The following is a 22,510-nucleotide window of genomic DNA, read 5'->3' as shown; positions in this document are numbered from 1 at the left end:
GTGATATGCAACGTTATGAAAGATACGCATTCCGGCGGCTAAGAAATGCACTGCTTTTGAAGGATCAGTCCCTTGTACGTAAGTTGTTTGTATTTTCTGCGCTGCTTGTTGTGGTCCCAATTGGTTTTATTGGTTTTTTTACATACGAGAAATCAGTGGAAGTGCTTGAGAATGAAGCAACTTCATACAGCTGGCAAATCATTAGACAGGTAAATACACATATTGAGTATTATGTGGGCGATTTTGAAATTGAGGTTTTAAAAATTTTGAACAACCAGACGGTTAAACGTTTTATGCAAATGGATACCAATGAGGAATTTAACTCAAGCGGGATGGAAAATGAACTAAAGCACGTGTTAGAAAATGCTGCCTACTCTAGGTCGGACATTTCGAATATTACGATATACGTGAACAATGTGGCAGCGGTAGATGCACTGAATATCCGCTATAATCGTTTCCATCCAATCGAGTCTTTTCAGTCAGAGTTCTTTCAAAAAATACTTCCGAACACAGGTGAACCTGTCATTTTCACACGGACACTGGAGGATGACGAGAACCAGGAGTATGTCATATCCATCGCGAGAAGGCTGTTTAGCTCGAAGACCTTGAAACCAATCGGATTTATTGTGATGGATGTAAATTTTAAGCGCTTTAAAGAAATTGCTAGTCAGGTTAACATAGGAAATTCGGGGTTTATGTATATCGTTGATTCGCAAGGGAATTATGTGTATAATCCAAACTTCTCCGAGCTAGGGAAAAAAGCTTCTTTTCCGCATATGAAAGAAATTCTACTTGGAGGAACAGGGGCGTTTGTCACAAGCGGAAAGGAGAAAAAATTACTCACATACAGCCATTCTGGGTTTCTTGGCTGGACAGTCATTACCGCTATTCCCTATAAGGAACTAATTAAAAGTTCTGTATATATCAGGAATACGATTTTTATGTATGCTCTTTTCACCGTGCTTGTTGCCGCCGTCCTTGGAATTGGTTTAGCCATTAGTATCATTAAGCCGATAAGAGGTCTGCAAAAGACCATGAAGAAAGTGGAAGAAGGTGATTTCAGCGGACAGGTCCAAGTCTTGTCAAAAGATGAAATTGGTGATTTGACGCACGGGTTCAATAAAATGCTAATCCGATTAAATGAGCTTGTAGATGAAGTATATCTTTCTAAAATCAGGGAAACGGAAATGCTGCTGCGTCAAAAAGAAATTGAACTAAAAGCACTTCAGGCCCAAATTAATCCGCATTTTTTGTTTAACTCTCTAGAAACCATTCGCGGAATGGCCTTGGAACATGGGATGGAGGAAATATCGGATATTTCCGCAGCATTGGCCAAATTATTGCGTTATAATATAAATAATAAATCGCAAACCGTATTGTTGGACGAAGAAATTCTCCATACAAAGGTATACCTGCGCATTCAGAAGCATCGTTTTGCTGATAAATTCGAGTATGAATTTGCGATTCCTGACTGGGCGAAAAAACAAACGATTGCTAAATTTTCAATTCAGCCGATCGTTGAAAATTCCTTTAAGCATGGGCTTGAACCGTCCGGTGGCATCTCAAAAATCACCATCACGGCGTTACAAGAATCGGAAGATGCCTATGTCATTAGAATTCAGGACAATGGAATAGGGATTGCTCTGCCAAGGTTGGAAGAAATCCGTCAAAATCTAAGACAAAAAGATGTCACAGAAGGCGGGCCCGGAATAGGTATGGTGAATGTGCATCGAAGAATCGTTCACCTTTTTGGCGACGAGTATGGTATCAGCGTTGAAAGCAGCGAAGGCAATGGTGCAGTCATAAGCATTCGCTTGCCGATGAACAGGCCTAGGGGTTAGCTGAATGAAGGATCTGAAGTCAAAAACATAAATTTTTTTGCTTTATTGGGAAGTGATGGCATGTACACAATACTCTTGGTTGATGATGAGAAATGGGTTCGTACTGCACTGAGGCATACAATCGCCAAGGCGGAACTGCCTTTTGAGGTCATTGGGGAATGCACCAATGGTCTGGAGGCGTTGGATTTTTTAAAGGAAAAGCCTGCTGATTTGGTTATGACAGACGTAAGGATGGCCGTGATGGACGGGTTAGCCTTCGTAACGGCATTGGCAAATGGCGAGTCTCGTACTGACTGTATTATGATCAGCGGTTACGATGATTTTAAGTATGTACAGCATGCTCTAAGGTCAGGGGTATTTGACTACCTGCTTAAGCCGGTAGAGCTTGAAGAATTAAAAGAATGTCTGGACAAATGGGTAAAGCATCGCCAGGAAAGTGAAGAAGCGGCAGCTGCCCCCCAAAAAGAAGCCGATCCATCAGAGTTATCCACTGTTGAGAAGGTCATTCAATACGTCAAAAGCAAAGTTCCAGGAGAGGTAACATTATCCGAAGCGGCCAACTACGTGCATTTAAATCCAAGTTATTTAAGTAAGCTTTTTAAAGATAAAACAGAACAGAACTTTGTTGATTTTGTGCTTGAAATCCGAATGAATGAAGCAAAAAAACTACTTGAGAGGACCTCCTTAAGGATTTCAGAAATAGCTGATCGGCTGGGTTATTCAGATATTACGTATTTTAGTAACTTATTTAAGCGAAAAACAGGAGTGACTCCATCTGAATATCGGAAGCGTGTCCAGACAAGCTAACAATTTCCTCCATCGTAAAACCTGTGTAGATTTTTTTCTATCCAGGTTTTACTTGGCATTTCTTTGAAACCGATTGCAATCTATTCGGTTCTAAGGTAAAATAAAACTATAAATGTTAACGTTAACATTTAGTTGAACTAACGGAAAAGGTTGCTATTAACTACAAATTTTTTTCAATCAATTTGTTAACGTTAACAATACTTTACTTACTAGGAAGATGGTGGACATATGCAAAACTTTATGGATGAGAATTTTCTTTTGAAAAATGAAACTGCTGTCCGTTTATATCATGATTATGCAAAGCAAATGCCAATAATCGATTATCATTGCCATTTAAGTCCAAAGGAAATTTATGAAAATAAAACATTTAAAAATATTACCGAAGCTTGGTTATATGGTGACCATTATAAATGGCGTTTAATGCGGGCAAATGGGATTCAAGAGGAATTCATTACCGGCAGCGCAAATGACTATGACAAATTCATGGCGTGGGCGAAAACCGTTCCAATGACGATTGGAAACCCGCTTTATAATTGGACTCATTTAGAATTACAAAGATTTTTCGGGATTTATGATTTACTTGATGAGGAAAGTGCACCAGAAATTTGGGAGAAGGTCAATGCACAATTGAATAGCGAGGGTTTTGGCGCTCGGGATTTCATTACAAAATCAAATGTAAAAGTAGTTTGCACAACCGATGATCCTGTGGACAGCCTGGAATACCACCTCAAGCTTAAAGAAGATTCAAGTTTTGCTGTCAAGGTTTTACCAAGCTTCAGACCTGACAAAGGATTAGAAATTAACCGTGATACATTCCTGCCGTGGGTTAAAAAGCTGCAAGAGGTTTCAGGGGTGTCTATTAACTCTTATGACGACTATTTAACAGCACTTGAGTCAAGAATCATGTTCTTCCATTCTGTTGGCTGTCTGGTTTCTGACCATGCCATTGATCAAATGTTGTATGCTGACACTACTAAAGAAGAAGCAGCAGTCATTTTCAGCGAAGCCTTGAAGGGGAAAAAAATCTCCTTAGAGGATGAAAAGAAATTCAAAACCTATACCTTCAAGTTTTTAGGTAAACATTATACGGAATTAGGCTGGGCAATGCAGCTTCACATTAATGCATTACGTAATACGAATTCAAAAATGTTTAAGGTATTGGGGCCGGATACGGGCTGGGATTCGATTAATGATGAGAACATCGCCAAGCCATTAGCTAAACTTCTGGATTTGATCGAACAGGAAAGCGGACTTCCGAAGACAATTATATATTCATTAAATCCAAACGATAATAATATCATTGCTCCGATGATTGGCAATTTCCAAGGCGGAGGTGTCCCAGGGAAAATCCAATTCGGAACAGCCTGGTGGTTTAATGACAATAAAGATGGCATGATTGAGCAAATGAAATCACTATCTAATATGGGTCTATTCAGCCGCTTCATTGGCATGCTGACTGACTCAAGAAGCTTCTTATCGTATACAAGACATGAATATTTCAGAAGAATTGTGTGCGCCCTAATTGCTGAATGGGTTGAAAATGGTGAAGTACCAAATAACATCGAATTTTTAGGTAAAATTGTTCAAGGCATCAGCTATCAAAACGCAAACGAATACTTTGGCTTTGAACTATAATTTTCATGTAAAAGACGAGAGCGCAAATATAGTCTCTCGTCTTTTCAAAAAGCGTTATTCCAAGTAAAATGAAAAGCGGAAGGTAAATAAAGGGTGAAACAAAATGGTTACAATAAAAGATATCGCGAAATTAGCAAATGTATCCCATACGACTGTATCCAGAGCCTTGAATGACAGTCCGCTAATCAAGCCAAATACGAAAAAAAAGATCCTTGAAATAGCCGCTCAGCTTAACTATACACCAAACTTTAATGCCAAAAGCCTTGTCACGCAAAAGTCATATACCATCGGCCTTTTCTTTACGAGCATATCCAATGGAACATCTTCCAGTTTCTTTGCTGATGCGGTAACAGGCGTAAATGCCGTCATCAATGAGGATTACAACTTGTTTGTGAGAGGGATTGACGATTATGAAGACTTTTCCACGATTCATAGCAAAAGGTTCGACGGCATTATTTTAATGAGCCAAAGTGACGCTGATAATTCCTTTATTTATCATGTGTTAAATCAAAAAATTCCGCTTGTGGTGATGAATCGGGAAATCAACGATCAGTCTATCATTAACATTCTATCGAATGAACATGAAGGTTCCTGCAATGCTGTAAACTATTTGATTGAAAATGGACATTCGAATATTGCGATTATCGAAGGGATTACAGGCTTCCAATCATCACTGGAACGCAGGGAAGGCTACCTGCAGGCATTGATGGAAAATGATATCCCAATCCGTAAGGAGTATATGGTAAAAGGAAATTATGACTTGCAAAGCGGATATGAAGCAATGGAAAACCTGCTCGCCTTAGAAAATCCGCCTACTGCCGTCTTTTGCTCAAATGATGATATGGCAGTCGGTGCTCTCCATGCGGCATTTGCTAAAGGGTTAAATGTTCCGAAGGATATTTCGATCACAGGCTTTGATGATATAGCCTCGGCACAGTATACCAACCCGCCTTTGACAACTGTCAAGAAACCAGTTGAAAAAATCTGTAAACTTGGCACTGAAAAACTGTTTGAAGTGATTGAAAATAATGAACACAAAGGTGATAAGATTTTTGTTGAAACGGAATTAGTGATTAGAAAGTCTGTATCCTTAGTGAAGTAAACTTATACCGTTTAAAGGGCGGGAAGCTTTTAAACGGTTATATAAATTGCAAAAATGTTCACGTGTGCATAAAAGGAGAGATAACTTTGCAGAAACTTAATCGAAAGACCATCCAAGGCATTGAATCTTATCCGGAAAAGGTCCTGCAATTTGGCGAAGGGAACTTTTTACGGGCATTTGTTGATTGGCAAATCGATGTTATGAATAAAGCTAACCTTTTTAACGGCAGTATCGTGGTTGTTCAGCCACGCGGGTATGAAAAGGTAGAAAGATTAAACGCCCAGGATGGCTTATATACGCTTTATTTGCAAGGGATGAAGGATGGTAAGCCGGTGAAGGAGCATACCTTAATCCAATCCATCAATAGAGGCATAAACCTTTATTCTGATTATGAAAAATATCTTGAACTCGCACAAAATTCAGAGCTGCGCTTTGTTTTTTCAAATACAACAGAAGCTGGGATTGCCTATCAGGAAACGGACCGTTTGGAAGACCGTCCGCAAAAGAGTTTTCCAGGGAAGCTGACAGCCTTTCTTTATCATCGTTTCCAGGCCTTTAACAGGGATAACAGCAAAGGGTTAATCATCATTCCTTGTGAACTTATTGAAAAAAATGGCGAGAAACTAAAAGAAATTATTCTCCAATATGCCGCTGCTTGGAATCTTGGTGCGGAATTTGTTCAATGGATCAATGATGCCAATACATTTTGCAATAGCCTCGTTGACCGGATCGTTCCAGGCTTTCCGGTTGATACGATCACAGAAATGACGGAAGAGCTTGGCTACCAGGATGATTTTGTCGTTGCCAGCGAACAATTCTACAACTTCGTCATTGAAGGGCCACAGTGGATAAAAGAAGAATTTCCAACCCATTTGGCTGGATTAGACACCATGTTTGTTGATGACTTGACACCGTATCGGACAAGAAAGGTGAGGATTTTAAACGGCGCTCATACGGCGATGACACCAGTTTCCTATCTTTACGGTTTAGAAACTGTCGCAGAAGCGGTCGAGCATCCGGTGATTGGCAGCTTTATTAAAGAGCTGATTTTTGATGAAATTATTCCGACATTAGATCTTCCAGCCGAAGAATTAGCCTCTTTTGCGAATGATGTTCTGGATCGATTTAGAAACCCATATATCAAGCATTTTCTGATGAGTATTTCATTGAACTCCATCTCTAAATATACTACTAGAGACCTGCCATCTTTATTAGAGTATATGAACCGTAAAAAGGAATTACCGGGAAAACTGGTCTTCTCCCTTGCGGCATTGATTGCTTTTTATAAGGGAAAAAGAGGTGCGGAAGATATTAATCTTAGTGATGACGAAGACATTCTTGAGTTGTTCAAAGCGCAATGGGGTACTTTTGACGGATCCATTGAAAGTCTGAGGGAAATCGTTTGTGCGGTCTTAGGCTACGAGAAGAATTGGGGAATGGACTTAAATTCTGTTCAAGGATTAGCGGACGCCGTAACGAATTATCTGCATGAAATCGAAACAAAGGGAATGAAGCAGGCTGCCCGGGCAGTTTTAAAGGAGAAAACGGCAAGATAAGGGGGATTTAAGCAATGTTGGAATTTATCCAGATTAACGAAAATGATAATGTTGTTGTGGCATTGCAGGATTTACAAAAAGGTCAATTCATTTCGGTCAATGGGCGTGAGGTTGAGCTAAAAGATGACCTAAAACGTGGTCATAAGATCGCTGTTAAGGACATTCAAGAAAATGAATTTATAGTAAAATATGGCTATCCAATCGGTCATGCCACAAAAGTAATTTCTGCCGGTGAGCATGTTCATACACAAAATACGAAAACAAATCTTGATGGAATAAAAGACTATCAATTTAACCAGAAGCTAGCCGCCAATCCTTATAAAAATGAGAACCTGACCTTTAAGGGCTATCGACGGAAAAACGGTACCGTCGGAATCCGCAATGAATTGTGGATCGTACCGACTGTTGGCTGCGTCAACGGTGTAGCGGAAACGATTATTAAACGTTTTCAAAAGGAAGTGGGCGATATCAGCCCGTTTGAAAATGTCCTTGTATTAAAGCACAATTATGGCTGCTCCCAGCTTGGCGACGACCATCACAACACAAGGACAATTTTGCAGGATGCAGCCCTTCATCCTAATGCTGGCGGCGTCCTCGTGTTAGCACTTGGCTGCGAGAATAATAATCTATATGAATTTAAGGAAAGCCTTGGCGAATTTGATGAAGGCAGAGTGAAGTTCCTTGCTTCCCAAGAGGTCGGCAACGAAATCGAGGAAGGGGTTAAGCTATTAAAGGAAATCTATGAAAATGCCAAAAACGATAAGCGCGAAGAGGTCCCATTATCCGAACTGAAACTTGGATTGAAATGCGGCGGTTCAGACGGCTTATCAGGAATCACGGCCAATCCATTGCTTGGCAGATTGTCGGATTTCCTTGCTGCCCAGGGAGGAACCACGGTGTTAACTGAAGTACCTGAAATGTTCGGAGCGGAAACGATCCTCATGGAACGAGCAGAAAATACAGAGGTTTTTGAAAAAACGGTAGAATTAATCAATGACTTTAAACAATACTTTATCGCCAACAATCAGCCTGTATATGAAAACCCGTCGCCAGGGAATAAAGCGGGCGGGATCACAACGCTTGAAGATAAATCGCTCGGTTGTACACAAAAAGCAGGGACTTCCACCGTTACAGATGTGTTAAAATATGGTGAAAGATTAAAGAAAAAAGGACTAAACCTGTTGAGCGCCCCAGGAAATGACCTTGTTGCCGCATCTGCGCTGGCATCAGCAGGCTGTCAGCTAGTCCTGTTTACAACGGGAAGAGGAACACCATTTGGCACCTTCGTTCCAACCATGAAAATTTCAACCAATACCCCGCTATTTGAAGCAAAACCCCATTGGATTGACTTCGACGCAGGAGTATTGCTGGAGCAATCAGCAGATGTCGTCTTGAGACAATTTATTGACTATGTGATTAAAGTGGCGAGCGGTGAGTTGGTGAACAACGAGAAAAACGACTTTAGAGAGATTGCTATTTTTAAAACGGGTGTAACTTTATAGGTTTGGCTCTTTTCTAAAAGATTGTTGCTAATAAGGATTCGCAAATAAGACTTGCAAAATTGCAAATATTAGGGTTGAATTCGCAAAAAAACTCGTAAAATCGCTAATAAAAGTGCTCGATTCACAAATAAAACCTGAAAAAAGAACTCAGTAATGGAGGCAGTTTTCAATGGAGCAAAACTTAGTTTCTTTATTAAAGCAAGAAAAAATTGTGGCGATTATTCGCGGCATTCCAAACGGCAGCGGTGAAGAGACAGCCAAAGCCCTAGCAGCAGGTGGAATTTCATTTTTAGAAGTGACATTAAACACTGATGGTGCCCTTAACATGATTCATGATCTGAAAGGGAAATTTGGAAGTCAATTACGAATTGGTGCGGGAACTGTATTAGACCTTGAAATGGCAAAGGAAGCGGTTCAGGCAGGTGCGGAATATCTTGTGTCGCCAAACCTGGATGAAGAGGTATTGGCTTACGGGCTTGAACAAGGTGTGGAAGTTTGGCCAGGAACCTTGACACCTACAGAGATTGTCCGGGCGTATCGCCTCGGGGCAAGCGCTGTTAAGGTTTTCCCAGTCGGCTCAATGGGAGTGAAATATATTAAAGATATCAGAGGACCGCTTAACCATATTCCAATGATGGTAACAGGCGGAGTGAATCTGGACAATATCAAAGAGGTTTTGGGCTACGGAGCCATTGCTGTTGGGCTCGGTGGAAATCTAGTAAACAATGAGTTAATTAAAAAAGGTGATTTTGAGCAAATTACACAATTAGCTGCAGCGTATACTAGACTAGCTAAAGAGGTGCAGGTACATGCAGCCAAATAACCGTACGGATGTACTGACAATTGGAGAAAGTATGGTCCTTTTTCAAACAATCGGAGAAAAAGGGATTAAATATGAGCCGCTGTTTACAAAGTCCCTGGCAGGTGCCGAATCAAATGTTGCCATCACCCTGACGCGTTTAGGCAAGAAGGTTAGATGGGTCAGTAAACTAGGTAAAGATCCGTTTGGTGACTATATTTTGTCAACACTTGGCGGAGAGGGAGTAGATGTATCCTATGCCCTTCGTGATGTGGAAAAACCTACGGCGGTTTATTTTAAAGAAAGTAAAAGCTATGGGGATCCAACCGTTTATTATTATCGGAAAAACTCAGCCGCTAGCAATCTTCAGCCAGAAGATGTGCAAAAAGAGTGGTTTGATGGTGTCAAGCATTTGCATGTTACAGGAATAACACCGGCCTTAAGTGAAAATGCTGCCGAAGCTATCCGAAAAGCAATGAAAATGGCCAAGGATATGGGACTGACCATTTCTTTTGACCCCAATTTACGGAGAAAGCTCTGGAGTGAGGAGAAGGCGCGGAGTGTTTTACTTTCGCTTATCCCGTTATGTGATGTGTTTCTGCCAGGCGTGGAGGAAGCAGAGTTCCTTTTAGGTCAACAATCCATTGAAGAATATGGCGAGAGTTTTCTGCAAATGGGGCCGAAAGTAGTTGTCTTGAAGCTTGGTGCCGAAGGTTCGATTGGCTTTATCAACGGCGATTCTGTTAAAGCAGCCCCACATGTAGTCTCACAGGTCATTGATACGGTCGGGGCTGGAGATGCGTTTGCAGCAGGGTTCCTCTCTGTGTATTTAGATAATGAGGCTGCTTTGACTCATGTATCCCTAGAAATTGCCTTAACCAGGGCCAATATTTTGGGTGCACTGGCAACTCAATTTAAGGGTGATTGGGAAGGGAACCCTTCACTTGAGGAGATCAATTCTATTATCGCAGGCAGGGTAGAAGCTACAAGATAAACATGTAATAAGTGAGGTGATTGACTTGTTTTACTTTGGAAATAAGGAAAATTCTGTGGAAGCAGGAGAAGGTGCCAAAAGGAAGCTTTTGGGAAGGGGCGGAAGCCTGATGATGACAGAAGTAAGTTTCCAAAAGGATGCAATTGGTGCAATCCACTCCCACCCGCACGAGCAGGTAAGTTATATTGTTCAAGGAAGTTTTGAGTTCAATTTGGATGGAAAAGTCCAGCGAGTGGTGAAAGGGGATAGCATCTACATCCCTTCAAATACTTTACATGGTGTTAAAGCGCTTGAAGATGACTCGATTATATTGGATGTTTTTACACCTCAGCGTGAAGATTTTCTATGATTTAAATCAAAAAACCGGGCTTCTGCTGCCCGGTTTTTTTTATAAAACGGAAATCGTGTTCCTGCCTTTTGTTTTTGAAGTATAAAGGGCCTCATCTGCCAACCGAATCAAATCCTCCGGTTTGGCTGCCGGACCAGGTATAAATGAGGCGCTCCCGATGCTTAAGGTGACGGTTTCTGCTATTTCTGAATTAATATGAGGAATATTTAGTTCCTTAACTGTTTTCTTGATTTGTGCGGCAAATTGTTCGGCATTTTCCTGGTTTGCTGCAGGCATGATGAGGCTGAATTCCTCACCTCCATAACGGCAGAGTGTATAGCCTGAATCTTCCGTTACGAGATTTTTAATAGCTTGGGCAATGGTTTGCAAGCAATAATCACCAGTAAGATGGCCATAGGTATCATTATATTTTTTAAAGAAATCAATATCAAACATTAGTAAAGAAATCGGGACTTGATTCGATTGAGCATGAAGCCACGCCTTTTCCAGTTTCGTATCAAAATATCTGCGATTCCCCACACCGGTTAATCCGTCTACATAAGAGAGTTGATTTAATCTTTCATTGGATTTTTCCAATTTATGCTGTGTTTCTTTCAGTTCGATAAGACTATTCTTTAATTTTCTTTGGTTTTCATTTGAATGGGCGATAAAGACAGAAAAATGATAGGCGATAAATCCGCCCGTTAACGAAAAAATATAATGCATGATTAATAATTTTTTTAAAACAATCGGATCTTCAATATTGATGGTAAAAACAATTGTTAGGATAAATAATCCTATCAGGTTCATGAAAAAAGCTTTAATTGTTAAATTATAATTCAATCTTGCGATTCCGCTGCTTATGATTCCTATGAACAGCATTCCAATAGAAGCAAAAAGGGCTGCATCACTATAACCGAAATGCAGAAATCTCCCTATTACAATTAGGGCAGAAGCAACCATCGCGGGAATGAATCCGCCGAATGCTGCGGCAAGAACAATCACTAGATGGCGGAGGTCTGCAATGGTTGTAGTTGAAATTTTAATACTGAAAATCATTAGTATGTTTCCCAGGATACCATAAGAAATTCCCCAATATAGTTTAGTGGATAATGGTGAAGTAGCCAGTAATGGTCTATTTTTAAATAATTGCCCCATTACATAAAAGGAGGATACTAACATGGCTGTATTTGAAACAAAATCTTTAAACATTCATATATCTCCGGTGTGTTCTTTTGGTCAGGAGTGGTTCGTTCCTATAATCCGATTATACTACAATAAGGGAAATTTCGACAAAAAACAAAGAAATAAGCAATAAGCCTCCGACATTTTCCGGGAAATTTTTATACAAAAATAGCTTCCCAATAGAAGGGAAGCCATTTTTTTTATAGGATGACAGGCAGGGGAATACCAGCTAGTTCCTTCGAGGCTATACGAGCTTTTTCTTTGGCAGCGGCAACAATTTCCGGGACTTTTTGCGGATAAAGGTCCAAGCCCTCAACAATGACACTATCCATGACTTCAATCCCTAGGAAATTAAGAGCAATTTTTAAATAACGATCTCCAGATTCTAATTCCTGAATAGGGGAACCTGTATATTGGCCGCCACGGGTTTGAATGTGAATCGCCTTTTTCCCTGATAATAATCCTTTTGGTCCGTTAGGAGTATGGGTGAAGGTTTTTCCCGCAATAAACAGATTATCGAGGAATGCTTTTAAGACCGCCGGTGAATTTAAATTCCATAATGGCGAAACAAAGACATAGTAGTCAAATCCAATAAATTCATCTGCAAGAGCGTGCATTTTGAGGATTTTTTCCCTTTCGGTCTCTGAAAGCTGGTCCATTGTATAGCCATATCCTGCTAATTTCCCGCGTGCAAACACTAAATCAGCATCCATTTGGACAAAATCTAATTGGAACAAATCCATTCTCTTAATTTCTACATCCGGCCTTTCCTTCAAAAAGGATTCGAGAAAGGCCTCTCCAATTTGCAACCCTTTTGATTTTTCAAGACCCTTTGGATTTGCGGTAATATAAAGTAATTTCTCCATCAACACACAACCCATCTGTTTAAATGATTTCATTACTTCTATTATAAGGAATTTACTTTGCTCAATTTTGAACAATAGGTGAAGTTCTTGAACATTAGGTGTCTATTATAGTTTTCAGCAGTTATGAATTGGAAACATTTTTTTGTTATAACGCTTACATAAAGTTATTGACGAAAAAAGTCGAGGGTGATATTCTACTTATACAGAAATTATTTTGTTAGTTCATTAAACAAATTAATGGAAGGATAAACCAATCTCGAGATGAACTAAATATTTTTAAACATTTATGAAAAGGATTACAAATAAAGGACTATGGAGGGAAGAAACATGGCTCAAAGTGCCAAAGTGAAAGCACCAGAATTTGTAGAAAAAGCAGCAGTTCGTCCTTTTGGAATGAGAGATAAATTAGGTTATTTGTTTGGTGATTTTGGAAACGATTTCTTCTTTATTTTAGTAGCATCTTTCTTAATGGTCTATTACACAGATGTTTATGGTCTTAATCCTGCATTCGTAGGAACCCTTTTCTTAGTTGCGCGCCTATGGGATGCCGTAGCCGATGTTTCTTGGGGACGTTTTATTGACACAAGAAAAGCAGGGAAAAACGGCAAATTCAGACCATGGATTTTCAGAATGTCATTTCCGCTTGTCATCACTGGTGTGTTAATGTTTGTACACATTCCGGGAATGTCAACAGGATTTTATGAAGCATATGCCTTTGTAACATATATTTTATGGGGAACATTATATAGTACGGTTAATATTCCATATGGTTCAATGGCTTCCGTTGTTACAAGTGATCCGGTTGAACGTACATCTTTATCAAGTTGGAGAACATTAGGAGCAAACTTGGCTGGTTTAATCATTAACGTAGTTGGCCCAATGATTCTGTTTGTCAATAATAAGGCTGATGCCAATCACTTTTTATTAGGGGCCATTATTTTTGGTGTGCTTGCCATTGCTTGTTATATGGCCTGCTACAAAATGTCAGTAGAACGTATTACAATGACTGAAACAAAACAGGAAAAAATGAATTTAGGGCAGACATTAAAAGGTCTTGCGAAAAATAAACCATTGTTATGGATCCTTATCGCATCCTTGGCATTTATGATTACCTTTATGTTAATTGGTACAGTAAACGTATATTTATTTAAAGATTACTTTGGCAATGCAAAAGCATTGAGTATGGTTGGGCTTCTTCAATCCGTTGCAGTATTTGTTGGAATGCCAATGGTTAAGCCATTAGTATCTAAATTCGGGAAAAAAGAAGTTGCCGCTGCTGGCTTGTTACTTGCTGCAGTTGTATATGGAGTTTTATACCTGCTTCCAAACCTAAATGCAAACCAATTTATTGGAATTTTAGCGATTGCCATGTTTGGGTATGGATTGTTTAACTTAGTTGTTTGGGCGTTTGTGACTGACGTTATCGATTATCATGAATACCTGACAGGATTGCGTGAAGATGGAACTGTTTACTCGATCTATTCCTTTGCCCGTAAGGTCGGTCAGGCTATTGCCGGTGGTATTGGCGGATTTGCGATTGCATCAGTTGGATATAACGCTACTCTTAAGGCGCAAACACAGGAAACATTGAGTGGAATTCATACACTCGGTACATTGGTTCCGGCAGTTATCCTAATCTTGATTTTCTTAATTCTTGTATTCCTTTATCCATTAAATAAGAAAAAGACACAACAGCTTGCTATTGATTTAGCTGAAAAGAGAAAAGCTTCTTAATATGAATGATGGAAGATAGTTAAGGGAACTTAGCTATCTTCTTTTTTTTGTGCAAAAAACAATACCCTTTTTTAACGTGAAAGGCTTTTAAACAGGAGACCTATTAGCAGAAACAAAAATTGCCGAGAAAAATACTTTCTCGACAATCATCTCATTTTTAGGAAACGGTTTCATTATCCTGCTGTTCAAATGGTAAATTCAACATCGGAACACTAAGGAAATGTTTAATCGCAAGGGCACATGCACCTAATACGCAAGACTTTTTCCCAATTGAAGATATGGATAACTCACGGTAATGACAAATGGACGAATGTAAATTTTGCTTAATTTTATCAAGAGCATCCGGATACATCCTTAGAAGTTCACTGTCTAGCACAAGGACATCAGGATTGTAAATATTAATCATATTATTTAAGCCGATGGAGAGATAGTAGAGTAACTGTTCCAGCAGCTCGTGTACTTCCTGGTCACCTTCATCAAGCCATTTTTGAATATCCTCATAGGTAAGGTTTTTCATTTGTCTTTTTTCAGACAGATACTCGAATACACTTGATTCAGAAGAGTATTTCTCCCAGCATCCTTTATTGCCGCAGTTGCATGGCCTGCCTTCTGGGACAACAATCATATGGCCAATCTCACCAGCATAGCCGTCATGCCCGCGGAAAAAGTCATCTTTCATCATCATTCCCATTCCAATTCCAGAATAGAGAGTGGCACAGAGCAGGTTATCTGTTTCATGGTGGAAAAATACCCGTTCTGCAAAAGAGCTTAGGTTGGCATTGTTCTCAAGATAAACATCGATATCAATTTCATTTTCAAGATCGGTTTTTAAATGAATATCCTCCCATCCAAGCCGTGGTACAAAATGAACCACTTCGTCCTTTCCAACAAGGCCATGGATGGCAATGACAATTCCGACAATACCGTAGAGGCTTTCAGTGTATTCTGCTTTAAATTTTTTTATTTGTTCAACTAATATAAGAAGAATCTCTGCATAGTCTTTTGTATTTATTTTAATAATAGTAGATGTAGCAGGATGACCTAGCAGGTCTGATAAGGTAAAAGATATTTGACCATAATCAAGGTCGATCCCAAGGGCATAGCCTGCCTTGCTGTTTAATGAAAGCATAATCGGCTTTCTTCCGACAGAAAAATGCTCTAGCTGTGTCTCAATAATCAGTCCTTCATCCAAAAGGTCAGCAACCTGGGCGGAGATGGTAGCTCTCGTCAGGTCAGTAACCTTGGATATATCTGCGCGGGAAATCATTCCTGCTTTTACAATTTCCTTAATGATTAAGGAACGATTTATTTTTTTTATATATGCCGCATCACCGGTAATCATTGATTTCCTCCATTTTATACACTTTTATAAGCATTTCTATTATATCAAATTATTAAATGGCGGAAAAACATATTATTGATTTCCTTCATTGACGAATTTAGATAAACGTGATAATTTATACTTGTATTTAATTAGTTTAATAAACAAATCAAATTAAACTATATGTATTTTTTAAATTTTTTAGCACAATTGAAAGGGTTTACAGCTAAAGCTTTACTATTGGGAGGGAATAGAATGAAAGCTTTTTTAGATAATCATTTCTTATTAAATACCGAAACAGCTAAGGGACTTTATGAAACTGCCGCACAGGGATTGCCGATTTTTGACTTTCACTGCCATTTAAATCCCCAAGAGGTTTGGGAAAACAAACCTTATCGTAGTATTACGGAGGTTTGGCTTGGCGGCGACCATTATAAATGGCGGGCAATGCGTATGCATGGTATTGGCGAAAGATTCATTACCGGCGACGCTGATGACTGGGAGAAGTTTGCTGCATGGGCGGAAACAGTGCCTCATTTAATTGGCAACCCGCTTTATCATTGGACACATATGGAATTAAAAATGTTTTTTGGAATCGAGAAGGTTCTTAGTCCGGAAACCGCACGTGAAATTTTTGACGAGTGCAATGAAAAACTCGAGAAGCCGGAATTCATGCCAAGAGCTTTCATTGAACGATCTAATGTAAAATTTATCGGTACTACTGATGACCCAGTTTCAACTCTTGAATACCACCAATTGTTGAAGAAGGATGAAACGTTTAAGGCCATTATTGCGCCTACTTTCCGTCCTGACGGTGCGCTTTTCATTGAGCGTCCAACCTTTAAAACTTGGCTTGAAAGTTTATCTGAAGTATCCGGGATCAAGGTGGACTCTTTAGATTCTTTTTTACAAGCATTAAAACAGCGGGTTGATTTCTTCCATGAAAATGGCGGCCGGGCATCTGACCATGATATTCAAAAAATGGAATATGTTCAAACGACAAAAGAAGAGATTTCACCAATTTTTGATAAGCGGTTCAACGGTGAAGAGCTTAATGAAGAAGAAATCACTCTATATAGAGCGTTCCTATTGACGGAGCTTGGAAAAATGTATGCGGAAAAACAATGGGTCATGCAGCTTCATATGGGCGCCATGCGCAGCAATAATACGAAAATGAAAAATCTGCTTGGTCCTGATACAGGTTTTGATTCTGTCGGTGAAACCAATTTTGCTGAAGGCATTTCCCGCTTTCTTGATGCTCTTGACGTACAGAATGCATTGCCAAGAACAGTATTGTTTAATCTAAATCAGAAGGATAATGTTGTTCTTGCTGGCATGATGGGTAATTTTTATGAAGAGGGTATCCCGGGTAAGGTTCAATTTGGTTCAGGATGGTGGTTCCTCGATCATATCGATGGAATGGAAAGACAAATGAAGGATCTCGCAAACGTTGGGCTATTAAGCCACTTTATTGGTATGCTAACAGATTCCCGCAGTTTCCTATCTTACGCAAGGCATGATTATTTCCGTCGAATCCTCTGCAACATTCTTGGAGAATGGGTGGAAAGAGGCTTAGCGCCAAATAATCAGGAGTTCATGGAGCAAATGGTTAGAAATATTGGCTATCACAATGCAGAAAAGTATTTCTTACAGCGATAAGTTAGAAAATGCCTTTCTTGATGTTCTTTACTTAAACCGCTATTATGAATGGTATATTAATGGTGCCCACGAGCCCAAACCGATAAACGGAGGGAGATTGTAATATGTCAAAGCAACAAATTGGTGTAGTTGGATTAGCTGTAATGGGGAAAAATCTTGCTTTAAATATTGAAAGCAGAGGTTATTCTGTTGCAGTCTTTAACAGATCCTACGAAAAAACAGAGGAATTTTTGAAAAATGAAGCAGAGGGTAAAAACTTTGTTGGTGCCCGCACTGTCGAGGAATTTGTTAACTCTTTAGAAAAGCCTCGCAAAATTTTATTAATGGTTAAAGCAGGTACTGCTACCGATGCCACAATTGACTCTTTAAAGCCATATCTTGAGGAAGGCGATATTCTTATCGATGGCGGAAATACCTTCTTCCAGGACACCATCAGACGGAATAAGGAACTAGCAACAGCAGGATACCATTTTATCGGAACTGGCGTATCCGGCGGGGAAGAAGGCGCATTAAAAGGACCTTCGATTATGCCTGGCGGTAAACAGGAAGCTTATGAGCTTGTCAAACCGATTTTAGAAGCTATCTCTGCAAAAGTGGAAGGTGACCCATGCTGTACGTATATCGGTCCAAATGGTGCTGGACACTATGTGAAAATGGTTCATAATGGCATCGAGTACGGCGATATGCAGCTAATTTGTGAAGCATACTTTATCCTTAAGAATGTCCTTGGTTTAAATGCAGAGGAGCTTCATCAAGTATTTGCCGAGTGGAATAAAGGCGAACTAGACAGTTATTTAATTGAAATTACCGCTGACATTTTTACAAAAGTGGATGAAGAAACTGGAAAGCCAATGGTTGATGTCATCATGGATACTGCCGGCCAAAAAGGTACCGGTAAATGGACAAGCCAAAACGCTTTAGATTTAGGTGTACCGCTTCCGCTTATTACTGAATCTGTATTTGCGCGCTTTATTTCAGCAATGAAAGAAGAACGTGTAAAGGCAAGTAAAGTGTTGAATGGACCAGAGGCAAAACCATTTGAGGGCAATAAAGAAGAGTTGATTGAAGCGGTTCGCAAGGCATTATACATGAGTAAAATTTGCTCTTACGCTCAAGGCTTCGCGCAAATGCGTGCAGCATCTGAAGAGTACGATTGGAACCTTCGTTACGGCGATATCGCGATGATTTTCCGCGGCGGCTGTATCATTCGTGCCCAATTCCTGCAAAAAATTAAAGACGCTTACGATCGTGACCCAGCATTAGCGAACCTTTTACTTGATCCTTACTTTAAGGAAATTGTTGAAGGCTATCAGCAATCACTACGTCAAGTGCTATCCTTGGCAATTGAACGCGGTATTCCGGTACCATCGTTTGCAAGCGCAATTGCTTACTATGACAGCTACCGTACGGAAACACTTCCTGCGAATCTATTACAGGCACAACGGGACTACTTTGGTGCTCACACTTATCAACGTGTTGATAAAGAGGGAGTATTCCATACAAACTGGATGGAATAGGAAGATAAATAATCGAGTAGAGGGAAAATAAAGCAGTTTATTTTCGCCCCTCTCACAACACCGTACGAACGGATCGCGTATACGGCGTTTCAATTTATATTACAGTGTGTACTTTTAAGTAACGTTCAAGAGCAGAGGGTATCCCCCTCTGCTTTAGTCTTTTGTTTGAGATTGCTCTTTGAACAACTTTCGATAACCCGATATACCGGTAACCTTTCCGGCAGAACGTTAATCCTTTTGCTTCTTCTTCGGGTATACCTAGTTGGATTAGCGACTTGATTTGTTTTCTAGGAACTTTCCATTGTTTCCAAATGATTACTCTTATTCTTGAGCGTAATTTCATATCTATTTGGGTCATTGCTTTTCTCATGTTTGCAATTCTAAAGTAGTTCACCCATCCAAAAATGACTTGTTTAAGCTTAAGAATTCTGAAATCTAGAGAGACGCTCCCGTTTCGTTTTGTAAGTTGTCGTAGCTTTCTTTGAAATTTCTGTAATGACTTTGGGTGAGGTTTCACTTGGTATCTCTCAGTTTTGAAGTCATAGTAGTATCCAAATCCTAAGAATTTTAACTCTTTAGGGCGAGAGATTTTACTCTTTTCTGCATTAACTATCAACCCTAATTTTCCTTCTATAAATCTCACGATTGATTTCATCACTCTGTTTGCTGCTTGCTCGCTCTTCACAAAGATTAGGGAGTCATCCGCATATCTAACGAAACGCAATCCTCTACTTTCTAGTTCCTTATCTAGTTCGTTTAACATAATATTACTCAATAATGGACTGAGGTTTCCTCCTTGCGGAGTCCCGACGGGAGTCTCTTTATATTTCCCATTTACCATAACTCCACTTACTAAGTATTTTCTGATTAACGAGATGACATCACCATCATCGATTGTGTTTGCGATAATTCGCATGAGTTTATCATGATGAACTGTATCGAAGAATCTTTCAAGGTCAATGTCTACTACCCAATCGTGTCCATCATTCAGAATTTCCAAACTTTTTATAATAGCCATCTCACAGCTTCTTTTTGGTCTAAAGCCGTAACTGAATTCGCTGAATTGCTTTTCGAATATCGGACTGAGAACTTGATGAATTGCTTGTTGAACTACTCTATCCACTACTGTTGGTATTCCCAACATGCGCATCTTGCCATTTTCTTTTGGGATTTCCACTCTTAAGGCAGCTTGTGGTTGGTATTTTCTTGTTCTGATGCGCTGACGTAGCTCATCTTTGTTCTCTTTCAGATATCGCTTCAGTTCATCGACTGTTATTCCATCAATCCCACTAGCACCTTTGTTTTTATAGACACGTAAGTAGGCTTCATTCATATTTTGATTGCTTAGAATCTGTTCTAAAAGTTCCACACTCGTTTCTCCTTTCCTCTCACGTAATAAGTGATAGCTCCATTTTGGTTATCCTTTGAGATACGCTCATACTTTCCCCATTAACACATTCGGAGTACGTCACTTATGCATTCGTGGCGTTGAAACACTATAAATTGTTCAGCCCTTCATGAACTAATTTCACTACTATGGCTTCTGCTGACTTCTTGCGGCTAACCTTTTTCGACTGTACTAGTTGTACACCCGCAAGACCTCCCAGGGTAAGACAACAATCTTTCCTCTTTTACTCGCCTGATTTACTCTACAAAGTTACGCACATCTTTTGGACTTTGACTTGAATTGGAGCCTCATCCCTTTGTAAAGCCTTAGTATCAGATTTCTGTTCGTCGAGCCAAGATTTTATTCCACGCTTCCTCCAGCCCTTACCTCACGATAAGTACCTTGCGCTTCCTTAGTGGTTGGTTGATGTGTACCCCCACAGTGGACTTTCACCACCTAGATAGTTGCCATGCCTGGCACACAATTAAAAGCAGGAGCCATAGCCCCTGCTTAATTTTTCATGAACAACCTGTTCTGTTAATTAACCTTTTCAACCTTGGCCTGGCTGGTAGGTACCGTGGCCGTGATGAGATCCATGTCCTGGATAATAACCGCCGTGGCCGTGGTGATACCCGTGTCCCGGATAATAACCGCCGTGGCCGTGGTGATACCCGTGTCCCGGATAATACCCGCCGTGGCCGTGGTGATACCCATGTCCCGGATAATAACCACCATGGCCGTGATGGTAGCCCATTCCCGGATAACCAGGATAACCCATGCCTAGTTGCACGCCTGGATACCCCATGCCCGGATGCCCAGGTGGTGCATAACCTCCGCCCGGTAAACCAATTGTTACTTGTCTATCCATTCTTTATCTCCTCCTCAAAATGGTTACAAATTAGTATATGTGTCCAAATTGAATGAGGGATAGGCTTATCGCCCAATTACTCATGCTTATACAATTGCTTCTTCACTTGGTCTGTTCACTTCGCGCCGATTTTCCTTGATCATCATCCCGCCGAGTAAGCCGATCAGCGCAAATACGGCTGGAATAATAAAGCCATAGTGGTACCCCACACTTGCACCGAATGAATGAAAGTGGTCTAATACCTTACCAAAAATGCTAGGCAAAAGTACTGCGCTGATAAAGCCGCCTGTGTTTGCGAATCCTGTGACTACGCCAACCTCCTTAATGGGGAAAGACTGTCGAACGACCGCAAAGGTTAGAGTACTGCCGCCATTTCCATATCCTATTAAAAAGAAAAGAATATAAAGAAGGAACACAGGCGGATTTCCACCGAAAAGCCAAATGACAGTCCAGCTTAAAAAAATAACAACATGAACCAGGACATATGGCCTTTTGAGTGAATCAATCCGTGCTGAAAACCAGCTTGTTACAGGCGCGCCGATGATGGCGCCAATCAAGCCAATCATAACAAGCTGGCTGGCAGCGGATCTTGTCATGTCATATACGTGCATTCCGTATGGCACTGCCCATGAACCAATAAATCCAACATACGTCCCAACTGCTCCAAAATGGCAGAAAAAAGCAGCCCATGCCTGACGATTTGAAAAAATCCGTCGCAGCATTACCAATGTTTTTTCCTGCCGCGGCTGTTTTTTAAGGTAAGACTGTTGCGGCTTGGTTTTGTTCAAGCCTATTTGATTTGGCTTTATAACCAAAACACAATATAAAAGAATTGCTATAAGGCAGAGAATAATACCCGTTGTCAAAAAAGGCGGTCTCCACCCAAATGAAGCAATAAAGGCAGAGAAGGGAACTGTCGCCAATAAAAATCCAAGGCTTCCGGCCATTCCCGCTAAGCCAAGTAATTTTACAAATTCATTGGCTCTAAACCACCCGCTTAAAATCAACACCAAATTGACCCAAATGGCGGCATCCCCTATTCCCACCAGCAATCTTGCCGCAAAAAGAATGGCTTCATTCGCTGCAGTACTATAAATAATTGTCCCAAGCCCTGTCAGGAGGGTGCCGCCAATAAGAAAATAATTTGGACCCAAACGGTCAGATAAAATCCCAATCGGAATTTGCAGTCCGGCATACGCCAAAAACTGTATACTTGCCAACAAACCAATCGTGGCCGCTGGTAAATGGAAATCCTTCATTAATTGATCCGAAATTAATCCAGGTGCTGTTCTTTGACTTACAATAATAAAATACGTAAACAACACTGCCGTAAAAACTATCCATCTATAATTGCTATTTTGTTTTTCCAATGTTCCATACCCCTGTTGTATTGATTATTTCCTTATTAT

The 22,510-nt window shown here is 40.2% G+C and carries 18 protein-coding genes; 12 read left to right on the top strand and 6 right to left on the bottom strand.

Going from position 1 to position 22,510, the window contains the following annotated elements; translation table 11 throughout:
• The first annotated feature begins 5 nt into the window (after nucleotides 1-5).
• From KHA99_RS07620 to KHA99_RS07580, 9 genes are all read left to right on the top strand, one after another.
• Nucleotides 6-1,841 (top strand): sensor histidine kinase, encoded by a 1,836-nt coding sequence (locus tag KHA99_RS07620; RefSeq protein ID WP_213116784.1) that lies wholly within the window; start codon nucleotides 6-8, stop codon nucleotides 1,839-1,841.
• Nucleotides 1,842-1,901: 60 nt separating this feature from the next.
• On the top strand, nucleotides 1,902-2,648 hold the full coding sequence (locus KHA99_RS07615) for a response regulator transcription factor (protein WP_213116783.1): 747 nt from the start codon (nucleotides 1,902-1,904) through the stop codon (nucleotides 2,646-2,648).
• 228 nt (nucleotides 2,649-2,876) lie between these two features.
• Nucleotides 2,877-4,283, top strand: a complete 1,407-nt coding sequence (uxaC, locus tag KHA99_RS07610; protein ID WP_213116782.1) for a glucuronate isomerase — start codon at nucleotides 2,877-2,879, stop codon at nucleotides 4,281-4,283.
• A gap of 103 nt (nucleotides 4,284-4,386) precedes the next feature.
• Complete coding sequence (locus KHA99_RS07605; RefSeq protein ID WP_213116781.1) at nucleotides 4,387-5,385, top strand: LacI family DNA-binding transcriptional regulator; 999 nt, start codon at nucleotides 4,387-4,389, stop codon at nucleotides 5,383-5,385.
• A gap of 86 nt (nucleotides 5,386-5,471) precedes the next feature.
• Entirely contained in the window at nucleotides 5,472-6,941 is a 1,470-nt protein-coding gene (locus KHA99_RS07600; protein ID WP_213116780.1) for a tagaturonate reductase, read from the top strand.
• Nucleotides 6,942-6,955: 14 nt separating this feature from the next.
• Nucleotides 6,956-8,443 (top strand): UxaA family hydrolase, encoded by a 1,488-nt coding sequence (locus KHA99_RS07595; protein ID WP_249366450.1) that lies wholly within the window; start codon nucleotides 6,956-6,958, stop codon nucleotides 8,441-8,443.
• A gap of 169 nt (nucleotides 8,444-8,612) precedes the next feature.
• Nucleotides 8,613-9,266 (top strand): bifunctional 4-hydroxy-2-oxoglutarate aldolase/2-dehydro-3-deoxy-phosphogluconate aldolase, encoded by a 654-nt coding sequence (locus KHA99_RS07590; protein WP_213116779.1) that lies wholly within the window; start codon nucleotides 8,613-8,615, stop codon nucleotides 9,264-9,266.
• Nucleotides 9,253-10,236 carry a sugar kinase gene (locus KHA99_RS07585; protein ID WP_213116778.1) on the top strand — a complete coding sequence of 328 codons (984 nt, stop codon included), beginning with the start codon at nucleotides 9,253-9,255 and terminating at the stop codon, nucleotides 10,234-10,236. Before KHA99_RS07590 ends, KHA99_RS07585 begins: the two co-directional genes overlap by 14 nt.
• Nucleotides 10,237-10,261: 25 nt before the next feature.
• A complete protein-coding gene (locus tag KHA99_RS07580) occupies nucleotides 10,262-10,585 on the top strand; it encodes a cupin domain-containing protein (protein WP_249366449.1) in 324 nt (107 codons plus the stop codon).
• Nucleotides 10,586-10,624: 39 nt separating this feature from the next.
• On the opposite strand, the gene KHA99_RS07575 is transcribed toward KHA99_RS07580, so the two are convergent.
• Together KHA99_RS07575 and KHA99_RS07570 are read right to left on the bottom strand one after the other, a co-directional pair.
• Entirely contained in the window at nucleotides 10,625-11,776 is a 1,152-nt protein-coding gene (locus KHA99_RS07575) for a GGDEF domain-containing protein (RefSeq protein WP_213116777.1), read from the bottom strand.
• Between the two features lie 173 nt (nucleotides 11,777-11,949).
• A complete protein-coding gene (locus tag KHA99_RS07570) occupies nucleotides 11,950-12,615 on the bottom strand; it encodes an FMN-dependent NADH-azoreductase (protein ID WP_213116776.1) in 666 nt (221 codons plus the stop codon).
• A gap of 327 nt (nucleotides 12,616-12,942) precedes the next feature.
• Here KHA99_RS07570 and KHA99_RS07565 point away from each other — a divergent pair, with 327 nt between their 5' ends.
• Nucleotides 12,943-14,349 carry an MFS transporter gene (locus KHA99_RS07565; protein ID WP_213116775.1) on the top strand — a complete coding sequence of 469 codons (1,407 nt, stop codon included), beginning with the start codon at nucleotides 12,943-12,945 and terminating at the stop codon, nucleotides 14,347-14,349.
• A 157-nt stretch (nucleotides 14,350-14,506) separates the two neighbouring features.
• Here the strand turns inward: KHA99_RS07565 and KHA99_RS07560 are convergent, their stop codons facing one another.
• A complete protein-coding gene (locus KHA99_RS07560; RefSeq protein WP_213116774.1) occupies nucleotides 14,507-15,691 on the bottom strand; it encodes an ROK family transcriptional regulator in 1,185 nt (394 codons plus the stop codon).
• Between the two features lie 234 nt (nucleotides 15,692-15,925).
• Between KHA99_RS07560 and uxaC (KHA99_RS07555) the strand changes: the two genes are divergently transcribed.
• Both uxaC (KHA99_RS07555) and gnd read left to right on the top strand, forming a co-directional pair.
• On the top strand, nucleotides 15,926-17,329 hold the full coding sequence (gene uxaC, locus KHA99_RS07555; RefSeq protein ID WP_213116773.1) for a glucuronate isomerase: 1,404 nt from the start codon (nucleotides 15,926-15,928) through the stop codon (nucleotides 17,327-17,329).
• A 104-nt stretch (nucleotides 17,330-17,433) separates the two neighbouring features.
• Nucleotides 17,434-18,846, top strand: a complete 1,413-nt coding sequence (gene gnd / locus KHA99_RS07550; RefSeq protein WP_213116772.1) for an NADP-dependent phosphogluconate dehydrogenase — start codon at nucleotides 17,434-17,436, stop codon at nucleotides 18,844-18,846.
• A 94-nt stretch (nucleotides 18,847-18,940) separates the two neighbouring features.
• Here gnd and ltrA read toward each other — a convergent pair whose 3' ends face one another.
• From ltrA to KHA99_RS07535, 3 genes are all read right to left on the bottom strand, one after another.
• On the bottom strand, nucleotides 18,941-20,215 hold the full coding sequence (ltrA, locus tag KHA99_RS07545) for a group II intron reverse transcriptase/maturase (protein WP_213115845.1): 1,275 nt from the start codon (nucleotides 20,213-20,215) through the stop codon (nucleotides 18,941-18,943).
• A gap of 568 nt (nucleotides 20,216-20,783) precedes the next feature.
• On the bottom strand, nucleotides 20,784-21,101 hold the full coding sequence (locus tag KHA99_RS07540; RefSeq protein WP_213115846.1) for a hypothetical protein: 318 nt from the start codon (nucleotides 21,099-21,101) through the stop codon (nucleotides 20,784-20,786).
• Nucleotides 21,102-21,187: 86 nt separating this feature from the next.
• A complete protein-coding gene (locus KHA99_RS07535; RefSeq protein ID WP_213115847.1) occupies nucleotides 21,188-22,471 on the bottom strand; it encodes an MFS transporter in 1,284 nt (427 codons plus the stop codon).
• Between the last annotated feature and the right edge of the window lie 39 nt (nucleotides 22,472-22,510).

Source organism: Neobacillus rhizophilus, from assembly GCF_018343535.1.
Classification (GTDB): domain Bacteria; phylum Bacillota; class Bacilli; order Bacillales; family Cytobacillaceae; genus Neobacillus; species Neobacillus rhizophilus.
This window is presented reverse-complemented; position numbering and strand designations above follow the sequence as displayed.